Origin of the sequence: Actinoplanes sp. NPDC089786, assembly GCF_040684855.1 — a bacterium.
Lineage (GTDB): Bacteria > Actinomycetota > Actinomycetes > Mycobacteriales > Micromonosporaceae > Actinoplanes.
On the sequence record NZ_JBFBGU010000003.1, the window covers coordinates 44,581 to 58,641 of the forward strand.

At 71.1% G+C, this 14,061-nt stretch carries 14 protein-coding genes; 8 read left to right on the top strand and 6 right to left on the bottom strand.

Going from position 1 to position 14,061, the window contains the following annotated elements; translation table 11 throughout:
* Nucleotides 1–151 precede the first annotated feature (151 nt).
* The 4 genes from AB0O15_RS14070 to AB0O15_RS14085 all read left to right on the top strand — a co-directional run bounded on the left by AB0O15_RS14070 (nt 152) and on the right by AB0O15_RS14085 (nt 4,488).
* The gene (locus AB0O15_RS14070) at nt 152–1,582 is read left to right on the top strand and encodes an amidohydrolase family protein (RefSeq protein WP_364318227.1); all 1,431 of its coding nucleotides are present in this window, start codon (nt 152–154) and stop codon (nt 1,580–1,582) included.
* 26 nt (nt 1,583–1,608) lie between these two features.
* Nucleotides 1,609–2,424 carry an IclR family transcriptional regulator C-terminal domain-containing protein gene (locus AB0O15_RS14075; RefSeq protein ID WP_364318228.1) on the top strand — a complete coding sequence of 272 codons (816 nt, stop codon included), beginning with the start codon at nt 1,609–1,611 and terminating at the stop codon, nt 2,422–2,424.
* A gap of 69 nt (nt 2,425–2,493) precedes the next feature.
* Entirely contained in the window at nt 2,494–3,105 is a 612-nt protein-coding gene (locus tag AB0O15_RS14080; protein ID WP_364318230.1) for a GNAT family N-acetyltransferase, read from the top strand.
* A 279-nt stretch (nt 3,106–3,384) separates the two neighbouring features.
* Nucleotides 3,385–4,488 (top strand): crosslink repair DNA glycosylase YcaQ family protein, encoded by a 1,104-nt coding sequence (locus AB0O15_RS14085; protein ID WP_364318232.1) that lies wholly within the window; start codon nt 3,385–3,387, stop codon nt 4,486–4,488.
* Here the strand turns inward: AB0O15_RS14085 and AB0O15_RS14090 are convergent.
* The 3 genes from AB0O15_RS14090 to AB0O15_RS14100 form a co-directional block, all read right to left on the bottom strand.
* Nucleotides 4,479–4,763 (bottom strand): DUF3040 domain-containing protein, encoded by a 285-nt coding sequence (locus AB0O15_RS14090; RefSeq protein ID WP_364318233.1) that lies wholly within the window; start codon nt 4,761–4,763, stop codon nt 4,479–4,481. The two genes, AB0O15_RS14085 and AB0O15_RS14090, sit on opposite strands and share 10 nt — an antisense overlap.
* Nucleotides 4,764–4,936: 173 nt before the next feature.
* Nucleotides 4,937–6,154, bottom strand: coding sequence for a bifunctional glycosyltransferase family 2/GtrA family protein (locus tag AB0O15_RS14095; protein ID WP_364318235.1), 1,218 nt, complete (start codon nt 6,152–6,154; stop codon nt 4,937–4,939).
* Nucleotides 6,155–6,336: 182 nt separating this feature from the next.
* Entirely contained in the window at nt 6,337–8,466 is a 2,130-nt protein-coding gene (locus AB0O15_RS14100) for a glycosyltransferase family 39 protein (RefSeq protein WP_364318236.1), read from the bottom strand.
* A gap of 234 nt (nt 8,467–8,700) precedes the next feature.
* Between AB0O15_RS14100 and AB0O15_RS14105 the strand changes: the two genes are divergently transcribed.
* Nucleotides 8,701–9,012 carry a metalloregulator ArsR/SmtB family transcription factor gene (locus AB0O15_RS14105; protein ID WP_364318238.1) on the top strand — a complete coding sequence of 104 codons (312 nt, stop codon included), beginning with the start codon at nt 8,701–8,703 and terminating at the stop codon, nt 9,010–9,012.
* Nucleotides 9,009–9,482 carry an SRPBCC family protein gene (locus AB0O15_RS14110; protein ID WP_364318240.1) on the top strand — a complete coding sequence of 158 codons (474 nt, stop codon included), beginning with the start codon at nt 9,009–9,011 and terminating at the stop codon, nt 9,480–9,482. Before AB0O15_RS14105 ends, AB0O15_RS14110 begins: the two co-directional genes overlap by 4 nt.
* A 160-nt stretch (nt 9,483–9,642) precedes the next feature.
* On the opposite strand, the gene AB0O15_RS14115 is transcribed toward AB0O15_RS14110, so the two are convergent.
* Nucleotides 9,643–10,707, bottom strand: coding sequence for a 3-deoxy-7-phosphoheptulonate synthase (locus AB0O15_RS14115; RefSeq protein WP_364318241.1), 1,065 nt, complete (start codon nt 10,705–10,707; stop codon nt 9,643–9,645).
* Nucleotides 10,708–10,957: 250 nt separating this feature from the next.
* Here AB0O15_RS14115 and AB0O15_RS14120 point away from each other — a divergent pair, with 250 nt between their 5' ends.
* Complete coding sequence (locus tag AB0O15_RS14120; RefSeq protein WP_364318243.1) at nt 10,958–11,365, top strand: hypothetical protein; 408 nt, start codon at nt 10,958–10,960, stop codon at nt 11,363–11,365.
* Here AB0O15_RS14120 and AB0O15_RS14125 read toward each other — a convergent pair.
* The gene (locus tag AB0O15_RS14125; protein WP_364318245.1) at nt 11,309–12,970 is read right to left on the bottom strand and encodes a HAMP domain-containing sensor histidine kinase; all 1,662 of its coding nucleotides are present in this window, start codon (nt 12,968–12,970) and stop codon (nt 11,309–11,311) included. The two genes, AB0O15_RS14120 and AB0O15_RS14125, sit on opposite strands and share 57 nt — an antisense overlap.
* Before the next feature lie 16 nt (nt 12,971–12,986).
* Complete coding sequence (locus AB0O15_RS14130; protein WP_364318247.1) at nt 12,987–13,724, bottom strand: response regulator transcription factor; 738 nt, start codon at nt 13,722–13,724, stop codon at nt 12,987–12,989.
* A 118-nt stretch (nt 13,725–13,842) separates the two neighbouring features.
* Between AB0O15_RS14130 and AB0O15_RS14135 the strand changes: the two genes are divergently transcribed.
* Complete coding sequence (locus tag AB0O15_RS14135) at nt 13,843–14,055, top strand: hypothetical protein (RefSeq protein ID WP_364318249.1); 213 nt, start codon at nt 13,843–13,845, stop codon at nt 14,053–14,055.
* Nucleotides 14,056–14,061 lie beyond the last annotated feature (6 nt).

Consider the following 14,061-nt stretch of genomic DNA (forward strand, 5'->3'; position numbering starts at 1 on the left):
CTTCTCCTCTCGCGGACGCGATGTCAACCGCCTCGTGACAGCCCGGAAATCTGGTCTTGACACACGGTTAAGGGCGGGAGCAACCTGGTGGCCTCACAGCGACCGCCAGACGGACGACTGTCCGCCGAGGCTCGAAGGGGAGTGAACGGCGATGAGTGAAAGCGTGGTTTTCCGCAACGGCTTAGTGCTCACCATGGATGACGCACACACCGTCCTGACGGGTGCGGACGTGTTGGTGGTCGATGACCGGATCGCCGAGGTCGGCGTCGGCCTCACCGCGCCCGAGGGCGCCGTGGAGATCGACGCGTCCGGCGGCATCGTGATGCCCGGCATGATCGACACCCACCGCCACATGTGGCAGACCGCGATGCGGGGGTACGGCGCCGACTGGACCCTGACGCAGTACTTCGTCTGGTACTACCTCGAGTCCGGCAAGCTGTTCCGCCCCGAGGACATCTACGCCGGCAACCTGCTCGCCGCGATCGAGGCGATCGACGCCGGCGTCACCACGACCGTCGACTGGTCCCACGGCCTGCAGACCCCGCAGCACGCCGACGCCGCGGTCGACGCGCTGGAGGCGGTGCCCGGCCGGTTCGTCCTGGCCTACGGCAACATCCAGCAGGGCCCGTGGGACTGGTCGACGAGCGACGGCTTCCGTGACTTCGTCAACCGCCGGATCACCAGCGGCAACGACATGCTCGGCTTCCAGATGGCGTTCGACGTGACCGGCGACCCGGCGTTCCCCGAGAAGGCGGCCTTCGAGGTGGCGCGTGAGCTGGGCGTGCCGGTGACCACGCACGCCGGCGTCTGGGGCGCGACCAACGACGACGGCATCCGGCTGATGCACGAGAACGGCTTCATGACGCCACAGAACATCTACGTGCACTCGGCGACGCTGAACCAGGATTCGTACAACCGCATCGCGGCCACCGGCGGCTCGGTCTCCGTGTCCACCGAGAGCGAGCAGAGCGCCGGCCAGGGCTACCCGCCCACCTGGACGCTGCGCGACCACAACATCCCGGTGTCGCTGTCGATGGACACCAGCGTGTGGTGGAGCGGCGACCTCTTCTCCGCGATGCGGACCACCCTCGGCGCCGACCGGTCCCGCGAGCACATGGCGGCGCACGCCAACGCCGAGACCGTCACCCACCTCCACCTGCGCGCCGAGCAGGTGGTCGACTGGGCCACCCGCGGCGGCAGCAAGGCGCTCGGGCTCGACGACAAGGTCGGCAGCCTCGAGCCGGGCAAGAAGGCCGACGTCGTGCTGATCAAGAACGACGCCTCGCCGGTGATGTTCCCGATCCTCAACCCGTACGGTCACGTTGCCTTCCAGGCCCAGCGCGGCGACGTGCACACCGTGATGATCAACGGCCGGTTGGTCAAGCGTGACCACCGCTTGGTCGACGTCGACCTGGCCGCGGCGCGGAGCAAGGTCGAGGCCACGGTCGACCATCTGATCGGCCAGATGGGTAAGGAGGCCTGGGAGAAGGGCATGAACCCGGACGTGCCCGAGACCAAGGTGACGGACAACCCTTACACCTACACCGAGTGGGACGCCGGATCGGCTCAGTGGAAGCATTGAGCCTCATGGGACTCGAGGGAGGCAGGATGGCGCGCGACGACGCCGGCCCTGACTTCATCGAGGCCTTGGCCCGCGGGCTCGAGGTGCTCCGGAGCTTCCGGCCGGAGCGCCGGGTGTCGACACTCAGCGAGATCGCCGCGGACACCGGCCTCGCGCGGCCGACCGTGCGGCGGATGCTGATGACGCTCATCGCGCTGGGTTACGTGCGCAACCACGACCGCGGGTTCGTCCTGGCGCCCCGGGTGCTCGAACTCGGCATGACCTACATCAACTCCCTCGACATGTGGGATGTCGCCCGTCCCCACCTCGAGAAGCTGGTCGCGCAGACGAACGAGTCGAGCTCGATGGCGCAGCTGGACGAGGGCGACATCGTCTACGTCGCCCGGGTCGCGGTGCCGAAGATCGTGACCCTGGCGGTCTCGATCGGCACGCGCTTCCCGGCGATCGCGACCTCGATGGGCAAGGTGCTGCTCGCGGCGCAAGACTTCAACACTCTCGACTTCCTGTGGGAGGAGCCGAGCCGGTCCGGTGTCACGCCGCGCTGGCAGCCGACGCCGAACGAGCTGTTCCGGGAGCTGCGCGAGGTCCGGGCGAAGGGCTGGGCGCTGGCCGACCAAGACCTCGCGCCCGGCATCCGGTCGATCGCGACCGGCATCCGGGACGCCGAGGGCGAGGTGGTCGCGGCCGTCAACATCACGGTGCACGCCGCCGAGACGCCGGTGGAGAAGCTGACCGGCGATTACCTGCCGCTGCTGCTGCGCACGGCCGCGGACATCAGCCACGACTGGGCGATGCTGGGCAGCCTTCCGGTGAAGACGATCACACCCGGCAGTGGTGGATGAGTAATCTTTCATGGCTTTCCTGCCGATCGGCACTGGCCGGAAGTGGCTCTTTGACGGCACGATCGACAGGTGACGACCTTCGGGCGCGTTCCCTTCCCGATCTCGCTGACCGGCGAGGGCGTCCAGCTGCGCGAATGGACCTCGGAGGACCTCGACGACCTGGTTGAGCTGCTGGACGAGCCCGACATCGCGCGGTGGACGCCGATGCCGTCACCGTTCGACGTGGCGGCCGGGATCGCGTACCTGAAACGGGCGCAGCAGGGCCGGATCACCGGGCAACGCCTCCAGCTGGCGATCACGGCCGACGGGCTCCGGCCGCTCGGCGAGGTGCTGCTCTTCGGCGTCGACCCCGGCCTCAAGGAGGCCGAGCTGGGCTATCTGATCGGCGCGCCCTTTCGCCGCCGCGGGCTGGCGTCGGCGGCGCTGTCACTGCTCTCCGGGTACGCCCACAGCACGCTCAACCTGAGCCGGCTGCTGCTGCGCATCGACCCGGCCAACACGGCCAGCACCTCGGTGGCGCGGCATTGCGGTTACCGGTTGACCGGCGAGCCGCCGATCCTGCAGGAGGGGCCGTACGGTCCGAGCAGCCTGGACACGTGGGAGCTGGTTGAGGCCCATACGGGCGCCCGCAAGGAGCGGCTGCGCAACGTGCCGACCCGTCGCTACGGCCGGCGCCCCTGACCGGAGCGCCGCCACCGCGACGGCGCGAGGAACGGCCGATGGCGCCGGGCCCGGGGTGAGACGAGCGGCGGCCGCCTCCGTTACGACTGCCGTCCTTGACCTGGGCGTCGCGCCGCAACGGCGCGAGGACGGCCGAGGTGGCGGGCGCGGAGGACGAGCGGGCGGGGCCAGAAGTCGGAGGGCGGCCGAGGTGGCGGGCGCGGAAGACGGGCGACCGGGACCGAAGAGGCGGGAGAAGCTGACAGGCCGTGTCAGGCACGGCGGTCTAGGGTCGGCGTCATGGCTGTTCAGCAGGTTGATCGCGAGCGGGTGATGGCATTCCGGGTGGCGGCTGTCGGGCTGGCCGAGCGCGGACAGGACCGGCCGGGGGATCTGCCGCTGCTTGATCTCGGGGTGCAGGAGTACACGCCGGGGTCGGTTCGGGTGGCGCTGGCCGCGCGTACCCAAGCTGATCTTGAAGACAAGCGACTGGTGATGGTCTGGGCGGCCCGGGGAGCGCCGCATCTGCACCGGAAGCGGGATCTGTGGGATCTGGCGCGCGCGTTGTGGCCGGTCAGCGACGCGGATGCGACGGCGCGGATCCAGAGCGGGCAGATCCGTGAGGGGATGAAGCTCGGGATCCGGGCGTTCACGGCCACGGCCGAGGCCAACCGCAAGGTTGTCACGGGCTCGATGCCGCGGGGCGAGGTCAGCACCCAGGTCAGCAAGCTGGTGCCGAAGGAGCTCACGTACTTCTGCCGGACCTGCGACGCCCAGCACATCGCGGGCAACGTGTGGCAGCACGCCGGTCTGGCCGGCGGCCTCCAGGTCGAGTCGCGGGGCAAGGACGCGACGCTGGGGCCGATCAAGGACTGGCCCGGCGTACCCGAGGAGAACGACGGTTTTGACCGATTGATCCGGCTCTATCTGCGGATGCTCGGGCCGGCCGGGCCGCTCGAGGTGGGGAAGTACTTCGGCAGTTCGACGGCCGAGATGAAGAAGGTGTGGCCGGACGATCTGGCCGAGGTCGGCGTCGACGGACGCAAGGCGTGGCTGCCCGCCGACGCGGTGGACGACCTGGTCAAGGCGAAGGCGCCGAGCGGGGTGCGGTTCGTGCCGCCGATGGACGCGCTGCTGCAGAGCCGCGACCGCGACCTGCTGGTGCCGGACAGGAAGCAGCAGAAAGAAGTGTGGCGCACGCTCGGCAACCCGGGCGCGCTGCTGGTCGACGGGGAGGTCGCGGGCGTGTGGCGGGCCAAGATGGCCGGTCGGAAGCGGGTCGATCTGTCCGTGACGGCGTTCGGGGGAGCACCGGGCGCCAAGGTGCGGAAGGCGGTCGAGGCGGAGGCGGCCGAGGTGGCGCGGGCCCGGGAGGTGCCGGAGGCGAGCGTCGCCTACAGCTGATGGTCGCCGGGCCGGAAGCGACGATTGCGGTACGCCAGCGACGCCACGATCACCGTCGCGCAGGCGGCGGCGACGCCCGCCCCGATCCACCAGCCGCTGACCGCCAGGATCAGCGCGGTCACCCACACCGCGACCGCCACCATGATCAACAAGATCGGCGGGCGGCGGCGGCCCGGGCGGCCGCCGGCGGCCATGCGCTCGCAGAACTCCGGGTCGTCGCGGCGCAGCTGCCGCTCCAACTGCGCAAGCCTGCGAGTGTCTTCTCTGCTCAGCATGTCGCCACCTCTCGGTCCGGTGCTCCCGTTCCCAGACGCATCGACCGGGCCCCATCGCAACCCCGGTGATGACATTGTTACCCGGCGGTCGCAAGACCGGTACTTCCGGGCCTGCCGAGATGATGCCCGATCGATGCCCGCAGGACATCGCACCGGAGGTGTGATTGGGCTGTTCAGGCCGCCCGGAAGACCCAGATGCGCATCAACAGGAACCGCACGCCGGTGGCGACGGCGTTGGCGGTCACCAGGACGGCCAGCTCCAGCCAGGCCGCCGGGGCCGTCGTGGTCGAGTGGAGCAGCGCCAGCGAGCCACTGGTCAGCGCCAGCCCGATGCCGAAGACGACCAGGCCCTGGGCCTGATGCCGCCAGGCGCGGTCGTTTCCGCGTACCCGGAAAGTGAGCCGGCGGTTGGCCGCTGTGTTGGCCACCGCCGTGAGCAGCAGGGCCAGCAGATTGGCCCACTGGGCGCCGAGACCGACCCGGAGCAGGGCAAAGATCGCCAGGTAGGCCAGCGTGCTCGCCAGCCCGACGCCCGCGAAACGCACCAGCTGCCCGGTCAGCCCGGCCGGCACGCCCGCCACCGGCAGCGGATAACGCCCCAGTTGCTCGCGGAGCGCCGCCAGCGGAATGCGCCCGCTGCCCAGGCCGCGGGCCAGCCGCACGATGCCCTTGAGGTCGGCGATCGCCGTCGACACGATGTCCACCCGGCTGTCCGGGTCGTCCACCCAGTCCACCGGCACCTCGTGGATGCGCAGGCCGGCCCGCTCGGCCAGGACCAGCATCTCGGTGTCGAAGAACCACCCGGTGTCCTCGACCATCGGCAGCAGCCGGGCCGCCACGTCGCCGCGGATCGCCTTGAAGCCGCACTGCGCGTCGGAGAACCGCGCCGCGAGCGTGCCGCGCAGCAGCAGGTTGTAGCCGCGCGAGATGAACTCCCGCTTGGCGCCGCGCACGACCCGGGATCCGCGGCTGAGCCGCGACCCGATCGCGAGGTCCGAGTGGCCCGAGATGAGCGGCGCGACCAGCGGCAGGAGGGCGGCCAGGTCGGTGGAGAGATCAACATCCATGTACGCCAGGACGGCCGCGTCCGAGTGCGTCCACACGTGTTTGAGCGCCCGTCCCCGCCCCTTCTGCGCCAGGTGCACAGCGGTGACCTCGGGCAGCGCCTCGACCAGATCCGTGGCCACGGCCGCGGTGGCGTCGGTGCTGGCGTTGTCCGCGATCGTGATCCGGAACCGGTAGGGGAACCGCGCCGACAGGTAGTCGTGCAGCCGGCGGACGCATGGTTCGAGGTCGATCTCCTCGTTGTAGACGGGAACGACGACATCGAGGACCGGAGCGTCCAGGCGCAGCGGCGCGGTCGCGGGCTCGGGCAGCGTGGAAAGGCTCATGCCACCAAGGTCGACTGCGGTGCTTTGCCCCGAATGTGGCAAAGCTGTGCCGGCCCTATGAATGCTGCGGGAGTGGTGCCTATACGCGCTCAGAGCAGCTCTGAGCGCGTATAGGCACCACGCGCCGCTCAAGCGGCCCTCCGGATGGAGAGCCGCCTGAGCGGGCCGACGCGAAGTGGTCACTACGGCTGGGTCAGGTCGTAGACCGTGACACCGTCGATCGTCTGGGCGGTGAAGTTCTCCTGCACCCACGAGGAGATCTGCGAGCTGCCGCCGGAGTTGTTGCCGCCCCGGCCGCCGCCACCGAAGCCGCCGCCACCGATGAAGTAGTGCACCTTGCCGTCGGCGACGTACTGCTTGAACTGCTCCAGGGTGGGCGATGGGTCGCTGCCGTTGAAGCCGCCGATCGCCATGACCGGTTTCCCGGTGGCGAGCTGGTAACCGGACGCGTTCTGCGAACCGACGGCCGCGGCCGCCCAGGTGTAGTCGTCGGCGTTCTGCTCGAGCAGGGACTTCATCTGGTCGGAGACGGTCGCGGCGTTGAGCAGCCCGCCCATGCCGCCGCCACCCGGCCGGCCGCCGAAGCCGCCGCCCGGAGCCGCGCCGCCCGGAGCCGCGCCGCCCGGAGCCGCGCCGCCCGGGAACCCGCCGCCACCAGGGAAGCCACCGGGGAAGCCGCCGCGCATCCCGCCGCCGCCGGGGCCGCCGCGCCCGCCCGGCCCACCACCGAAGCCGCCCTGAACCGCGGGCCCCGCGGAGGGGATGGACCCGGTGTGCGGCTCGGCGGCGGTCTGCACCGCGTACGCCGCGGGACCGGCCAGCGTGGCACCCAGCGCGACCCCGGCGATCACCGCGGCCACCCGCATCGGCAGCCGCATCAGACCCAGCGTGCCGACCGCCGCGGCCAGCCCGCCGACCAGGACCACCCAGCGCAGCCACGGCAGGAAGTCCGTGCTCCAGCCGAGCATCGTGAACGACCACCAGGCGCTGACCCCGATGGCGAGCGCCAGCATCACCGTTGCGAACGGCGCCTGCCAGGTCGGAGCCGCGTATCCGTCCACCATGGAGGAAGATGCCGCGGGGTTGGAGGACGTCGACCGCTTGCGGATGGCGCGCCAGGTCAGGGCCGCGCCGATGCCGACCACCGCGCCGATCGCCGGTGCGAGGGCGACCGTGTAGTACGCGTGGAAGATGCCCTGCATGAAGCTGAACACCAGGCCGGTGACGACCAGCCAGCCGCCCCACAGCACCAGCCCCGCGCGCAGCCGGTCGGTGCGCGCCGCCCGCAGCGTCAGCACCAGGCCGGCCACCAGCAGGATCAGCGCCGCCGGGAGCACCCACGAGACCTGACCGCCCTGCGACGCGTCGAACATCCGGGTCAGCCCGGTCGAGCCCCAGCCCCCGCCGAAGCCGCCCCCGCCGCCGCCACCGACGCTGCCGGTCTCCTCACCGTTGAGCCGGCCGAGGCCGTTGTAGCCGAGGGTGAGCTCCAGGATGCTGTTGTTCTGGGAGCCGCCGATGTACGGCCGCATCGACGCCGGCACCAGCTCCACAATGGCGATCCACCAGCCGGCCGACACCACGATCGCCAGGCCCGCCACCAGCAGCTGCACGATGCGCTTCTTGACACCCCACGGCCCGAACAGCAGATACGCCAGCCCGAACGCCGGCACCACCAGCAGCACCTGCAGCATCTTGGTGAGGAAGCCGAAGCCGATGAACACCCCGGCCCAGACCAGCCACTTCGTGCCCCCGTCCTCGAGCGCCCGGGTCATCGCCCACGCCGCGGCCACCATCAGCAGCACCAGCAGCGCGTCCGGGTTGTTGAACCGGAACATCAGCACCGCCACCGGGGTCAGCGCCGACACCGCCCCCGCGAGCAGCCCCGCCGCCGGCCCGTACCACCGGCGCACCGTGGCGAACAGCAGTCCCGTGGTGGCCACGCCCATCAGCGCCTGCGGCACCAGGATGCTCCACGAGCTCAGCCCGAACAGCCGCACCGACAGCGCCATCACCCACAGCGAGGCCGGCGTCTTGTCCACGGTGATCGAGTTGGCCGCGTCCGACGAGCCGTAGAAGAAGGCCTTCCAGCTCTCCGACCCGGCCTGCACGGCGGCGGAGTAGAACGCGTTCCCCCACCCCGACTCGCCCAGGCCCCACAGGTAGAGCAGGCCGGTCACCAGCAGCAACGCGAGCAATGAGGGTCGCACCCAGCGCGGGTCGCCGGGTTTTCCGAACAGGAGGTTGCGCTTTCGGCCCGGCGCCGGCGGGTTCGGCGGCGCGAGCGGCGGAGCCGGCATCGTCGTGGTCATCGGAGTCCTTCGGGCAGGGTTTCAAGCTGACCCCGTCACTCTCGGCGCGCGCTCTGTCGGCGCCTTGTGGTTGCCCTGTGCGGATTCTGTGAGGTTCATTCCCGGGTACGGGCGCAGAAGAGTCCCGCCGTCGACGCGCCGGGCCGCGGGTGGTCCAGGCCGCTTCTCGCCGCCGGGTCATGCCGGGTCGTGGGGCCTTGACGTGGCGACTCGGTAAGTCGTAGCTTACCGTTCGTGGTTACTTACCAAGCCGACGACGGATGGGACGCACTCGGCGACCCGACCCGACGGGCGATCGTCGCCTGCCTGGCCGAGCGTCCACGGGCGGTCGGGGAGATCGCCGAGGTGCTGCCGATCAGCCGCCCCGCCGTCTCGCAACACCTCAAGGTGCTCAAGGATGCGGGCCTGGTCACCGACCGGGCCGCCGGCACCCGCCGGGTCTACCGGCTCAACCCCGCCGGCGTGGCCGCGCTGCGGGACCAGCTCGACACCTACTGGAGCCGCGCCTTGGACGGCTTCAAGGACATTGCGGAGGAGAAGGAATGAGCGACACCGTCGTCATCCGGCAGATCGTCGTCGAGGCGCCGATCGAGAAGGCGTTCGCGGTGTTCACCGAGCGATTCGGTGACGTCAAGCCGCGCGAGCACAACCTGCTGTCGTCCCCGATCACCGAGACCGTCTTCGAGCCCCGGGTCGGCGGCCACATCTACGACCGGGCCGAGGACGGCACCGAATGCCGCTGGGCCCGCGTCCTGGCCTACGACCCACCCCACCGCGTGCTGTTCACCTGGGACATCGGCCCGACCTGGCAACTGGAACAAGACCCCGAGAACGCCAGCGAGGTCGAGGTCCGCTTCACCGCCGAATCTCCCAGCCGAACCCGGGTCGACCTGGAACACCGCAACCTCGACCGCCACGGCCCAGGCTGGGAGTCCCTCCGCGACGGCGTCCGCCACGACGAGGGCTGGCCCCTCTACCTGTCCCGCTTCGCATCCCTGTTCCCGCAGGTCGGCTGAACAGCCGCAGCCGCACCCCGCCTCGGTAGGGGTGGGTTGCGCTGCGCGACGAGCCGCCGCCTCCCCCGCCCCGGCACTGGGTGGGTCTGGAATGTAGCGCGGGGCACGACGATCGGCGGCGGTCGTCCACAAGCGGGTCCGCCTGTGGACGACCGCGGGGTCAGGCGGCGCGGCGCTTGGCCGAGGCGGTGGCCAGGCGTTCGAGGACCTCGACCGTGGTGTCCCAGCCCATGCAGGCGTCGGTCACCGACTGGCCGTAGGTCAGGCTGTCGCCGAGGTTCTGGCGGCCGGGGACCAGGAAGCTCTCCAGCATCACGCCGGAGATGCCGGGCTGGCCGGCCTCCACCTGCTGGGCCACGTCGTCGGCGACCAGGGGCTGGCGCAGGTGGTCCTTGTTGCTGTTGCCGTGGGAACAGTCGATGACCAGGCGCTCGGGCAGGCCGGCCTGCCCGAGCAGGGTCAGGGACCGGGCCACGTCGGCGGCCGAGTAGTTGGGCCGGCCGCCTCCGCCGCGGAGGACCAGGTGGCAGTCGGGGTTGCCGGTGGTGTGCAGGATCGCCGGAGTGCCCGAGAAGTCGATGCCGGGGAAGACGTGGGGGGCGGCGGCCGCGTTGATCGCGTCGATGGCGGTGCTGATGCTGCCGTCGGGGCGGTTCTTCATGCCGATCGGCATGGACAGGCCGCTGGCGAGCTGGCGGTGCACCTGGGATTCGACCGTGCGGGCGCCGATCGCGCCCCAGGCCACCGCGTCGGCGATGTACTGCGGGGTGATCGGGTCGAGGAACTCGACGGCCACCGGCAGGCCGCGGCGGACCACCTCGAGCAGCAGTCGCCGGGCCACCCGCAGGCCGGTGGACACGTCACCGGTGCCGTCGAGCGCCGGGTCGTTGATCAGGCCCTTCCAGCCGACCGTGGAGCGGGGCTTCTCGAAGTACACGCGCATCACGATGAGCAGGTCGTCGGCCAGGCGATCGGTCGCGTCCCGCAGAAGTGAGGCGTACTCGCCGGCGGCCTCCGGGTCGTGCACCGAGCACGGCCCGACGACGACCAGCAGCCGTGGATCTCGGCCCTGGAGCACCGCTTCGACCTGACGCCGGCCGGCCAGCACCGCGTCGTGCAGATCTTCGGTGAGCGGCAGCTCGTGGTGGAGCAGGGCGGGGCTCATCAGCGGGACGGCGGTCGCGATGCGCTGATCCCGGACCCGCTGCACCTCGGGGATGGTCATGACAACAACCTTTCCGCCGGGCGCCTGACAGCGTGAGCCGGCTTGTTTTTCGCAAACGAAAAGGCAGCGACATTGTTGTCGCTGCCTTGGCCGGCTCTGGTGGGTGTCTCAGGTCAGGAGGTTACAACCGAGGACACCGGCTGAGCCGGCCTCGTAAACCACCGATACCAACGGGACACGCCAACACAGTACACGGATGTACGCCCGCCGGGTTATGGGCAACCAGGTCCGCCTGTGGTCCGATGGGAACATGAACGAGGTCTCGGCCCCCAATCTGCTCGACGAGTTGCTCGAGCTGTCGCCCCGCGAGCGGTTCCAGGCCGTCGCCACGGTCGTGGCCCGGGTCTGGGAGACGCCGACCGTGCTGCTCGGCGAGATTCCGCCCACCCAGGCGATCACGGCGATCGCGGTGGTCGCGGCCGGTCTGCCGGCGGCGTACGGGCGAAGCTGGCTGGACCATCGCCTGGCCCGGGCCGCGTTGCCCAGCGTGAGCCCCGAACTGGCCGGGCGGGCCCTCTGCGCGCTCGATGTGATCGTCGGCCGCGACCGCGAGTCGGTGCCGCTGGAGCTGCACGTGAGCGACGGCGAGGCAGCCGGCGCGCTACTGGAGGACCTCCGTGACGTCCTGATGGACGGGCTCCGCCGCCGCCCCTGGTGACCGCGGTTCCAGCGGCAGCCGCACGGTGAACTCGGTGCGGCCCGGCTCCGACCGCACCGCCACCGTGCCGCCGTGCGCGGTCACCACCGCGTGCACGATGGACAGCCCCAGCCCGGTGCTGCCGGCCGCCCGCGACCGAGAGCTGTCCCCCCGCGCGAAGCGCTCGAAGATGTGCGGCTGGAGGTCGGCGGGAATGCCCGGGCCGCGGTCGGTCACGGTCAGGGCGGCTTCGCGGTCGGTCGCGCTCACCCCGACGGTCACGGTGGTGCCTTCGGGGGTGTGCGTACGCGCGTTGCCCAGCAGATTGGCCAGGATCTGGTGGAGCCGCGCCGCGTCACCGATCACGCTGACCGGCTCCTCGGGCAGGGCCAGCTGCCAGTCGTGCCGCGGACCGGCCGCGTGCGCGTCGCTGACCGCGTCGACCACCAGCATGGTCAGGTCGACCGGGGTGTGTTCGAGCGGCCGCCCGGAGTCGAGGCGGGCGAGCAGCAGCAGGTCTTCGACCAGCGCGGTCATCCGCAGCGCCTCGGACTCGACCCGGCGCAGCACGTGCCCGACCTCGGCCGGGACGGGCTGCCGGCTGCGGCGGCTGAGCTCGGCGTACCCGCGGATCGCGGCGAGCGGGGTGCGCAGCTCGTGGCTGGCGTCGGCGACGAACTGCCGTACCTGCGTCTCGCTCTGGTGTCGCGCCTCGAGCGCGCTGCCGACGTGGTCGAGCATCCGGTTGAGCGCCGCGCCGACCTGGCCGACCTCGGTGCGCGCGTCGGTGTCCTCGGCCGGCACCCGCTGCGCCAGGTCGACCTCGCCGCGGTCGAGCCGCAGTTCGGAGACGCGCGTCGCGGTGGCCGCAACCCGATTCAAGGGCATGAGGGTACGCCGGACGATGTACGCCCCGGCCAGCCCGGCCGCGACCAGCGACAGCAGGATCCCGCCGCCGATGACCAGCCCGACCGAGAGCAGCGTGTTCTGGGTGTCGGCGAGCGGCAGACCGGTGACCACCACCTGGTTGCCCGGCGCGAGGGTCGACACCACGAGGAAGTCGCCGAGATCGCCACCGAGGTCGACCTGGACGTGCTCGCCGTTGGGCGGCAGGGCGGCCAGCTTGTTCTCGGCTTCGCTCGGCAGCCCGGCATAGTCGCCGCTGTCGCGCGGGTCAAAGTTCTCGTCGGCGACGGACTGGGTGTATTCGATCTTGCCGCCGAAGACGCCGGCCTCGCCGGTCACGGGATGCGGCCCCCAGATCACGACGATGCTGCCGGCCTGCGCGCCGCCCAGGACATGCCGCTTGGCGCCGTCGATCGCATAGAGGGTCCGCTGGACACCACCACCGTTGGGGCCGGGCGGCCCGCCGCGGCCCAGCGTCCGGTTGGTCAGCTCGGTGAGGCGGTCGTCGACCCGGTCGAACAGGGTCTTGTGCAGGAAGATCTGCGCCGTCGCGCCCACCAGCAGGCCGAGGGCCGCGAGCAGGGCGATCAGGATCGCGACCAGCCGGGTACGCAGCGGCCAGCTCCGTGGGCTGAGCCGGCGCGCCGGATGACGTGGTGGTGCCTCGGCGTGCGCAGAGCTGCTCTGCGCACCTATAGGCACCATGTCGGTAGGCACCATGCCGGGGGAGGGCACGTCAGTCGGCCGGCTTCAGGACGTAGCCGGCGCCGCGCATGGTGTGGATCATCGGCGTCCGGCCGGCGTCGATCTTCTTGCGCAGGTACGAGATGTAGAGCTCGACCACGTTGGCCTGGCCGCCGAAGTCGTAGTTCCACACCCGATCGAGGATCTGGCTCTTGCTGAGCACCCGGCGCGGGTTGCGCATCAGGTAGCGCAGCAGCTCGAACTCGGTCGCGGTGAGCGTGACCAGGTCGCCGCCCCGGCGCACCTCGTGGCTGTCCTCGTCCAGGGTCAGGTCGCCGACGTGCAGTTGTGACTCGGCGCGCAGGGGCGAGCGGCCCATCCGGCGCATCAGCCCCCGCAGCCGGGCCACCACTTCCTCCAGGCTGAACGGCTTGGTCACGTAGTCGTCGCCGCCGGCGGTGAGCCCGGTGATGCGGTCCTCGACGGAGTCCTTGGCGGTGAGGAACAGCACCGGCACGTCGGGGGTCTCGCCGCGCAGCCGGCGCAGCACCTCCAGCCCGTCGATGTCGGGCAGCATCATGTCGAGCACGACGGCGTCCGGCCGGAAGTCGCGGGCGGTTCGCACGGCGGTCATGCCGTCGCCGGCGCTGCGCACGTCCCACCCTTCGTAGCGGAGGGCCATCGAGAGCAGCTCGGCCAGGGTCGGTTCGTCGTCGACGACGAGCACCCGGACCGGCCCGCCGTCGGGGCGGCGGAGTTCGGTGCTCGTGTCGGGGTTCGCCATCGTCATGCTCCCACTCTCGCGGGCGCGGCTATGTCCGCCCTTTCCGTTCCCTGTGTATCACCTGTGCGGCCGGGACATAGGCGGAGCTGCGGTTTCGCACAGCGCGCGGACACCGTACGCCGGAATGGTCGTGGTCATGACGAAGACGATGAGCCGGCGGATGTCGGTGGTGGCGCTGAGTGCCGCGGTGGGTCTGGCCGCCGTGATCGGGCCGGGGCAGGTCGCTACGACGCGGCCGGGTGCGGGGGCGTCGGTGAGCGCGGCCGACACGATTCGCAGTGTCGGGATGATGGCCGATGCCGCCCCGGGTGTGTCGAAACGGGATGAAACGGTGTGAAGCGGG

Excerpts from the sequence above, each read along its gene's own strand:
- AB0O15_RS14130 (WP_364318247.1), bottom strand. The coding sequence starts at position 13,724 with ATGACGATGGCGAACCCCGACACGAGCACCGAACTCCGCCGCCCCGAC.
- AB0O15_RS14115 (WP_364318241.1), bottom strand. The coding sequence starts at position 10,707 with ATGACCATCCCCGAGGTGCAGCGGGTCCGGGATCAGCGCATCGCGACC.
- AB0O15_RS14135 (WP_364318249.1), top strand. The coding sequence starts at position 13,843 with ATGGTCGTGGTCATGACGAAGACGATGAGCCGGCGGATGTCGGTGGTG.
- AB0O15_RS14090 (WP_364318233.1), bottom strand. The coding sequence starts at position 4,763 with ATGCTGAGCAGAGAAGACACTCGCAGGCTTGCGCAGTTGGAGCGGCAG.
- AB0O15_RS14070 (WP_364318227.1), top strand. The coding sequence starts at position 152 with ATGAGTGAAAGCGTGGTTTTCCGCAACGGCTTAGTGCTCACCATGGAT.
- AB0O15_RS14100 (WP_364318236.1), bottom strand. The coding sequence starts at position 8,466 with ATGACCACGACGATGCCGGCTCCGCCGCTCGCGCCGCCGAACCCGCCG.
- AB0O15_RS14075 (WP_364318228.1), top strand. The coding sequence starts at position 1,609 with ATGGCGCGCGACGACGCCGGCCCTGACTTCATCGAGGCCTTGGCCCGC.
- AB0O15_RS14110 (WP_364318240.1), top strand. The coding sequence starts at position 9,009 with ATGAGCGACACCGTCGTCATCCGGCAGATCGTCGTCGAGGCGCCGATC.
- AB0O15_RS14125 (WP_364318245.1), bottom strand. The coding sequence starts at position 12,970 with ATGGTGCCTACCGACATGGTGCCTATAGGTGCGCAGAGCAGCTCTGCG.
- AB0O15_RS14085 (WP_364318232.1), top strand. The coding sequence starts at position 3,385 with ATGGCTGTTCAGCAGGTTGATCGCGAGCGGGTGATGGCATTCCGGGTG.
- AB0O15_RS14120 (WP_364318243.1), top strand. The coding sequence starts at position 10,958 with ATGAACGAGGTCTCGGCCCCCAATCTGCTCGACGAGTTGCTCGAGCTG.
- AB0O15_RS14095 (WP_364318235.1), bottom strand. The coding sequence starts at position 6,154 with ATGAGCCTTTCCACGCTGCCCGAGCCCGCGACCGCGCCGCTGCGCCTG.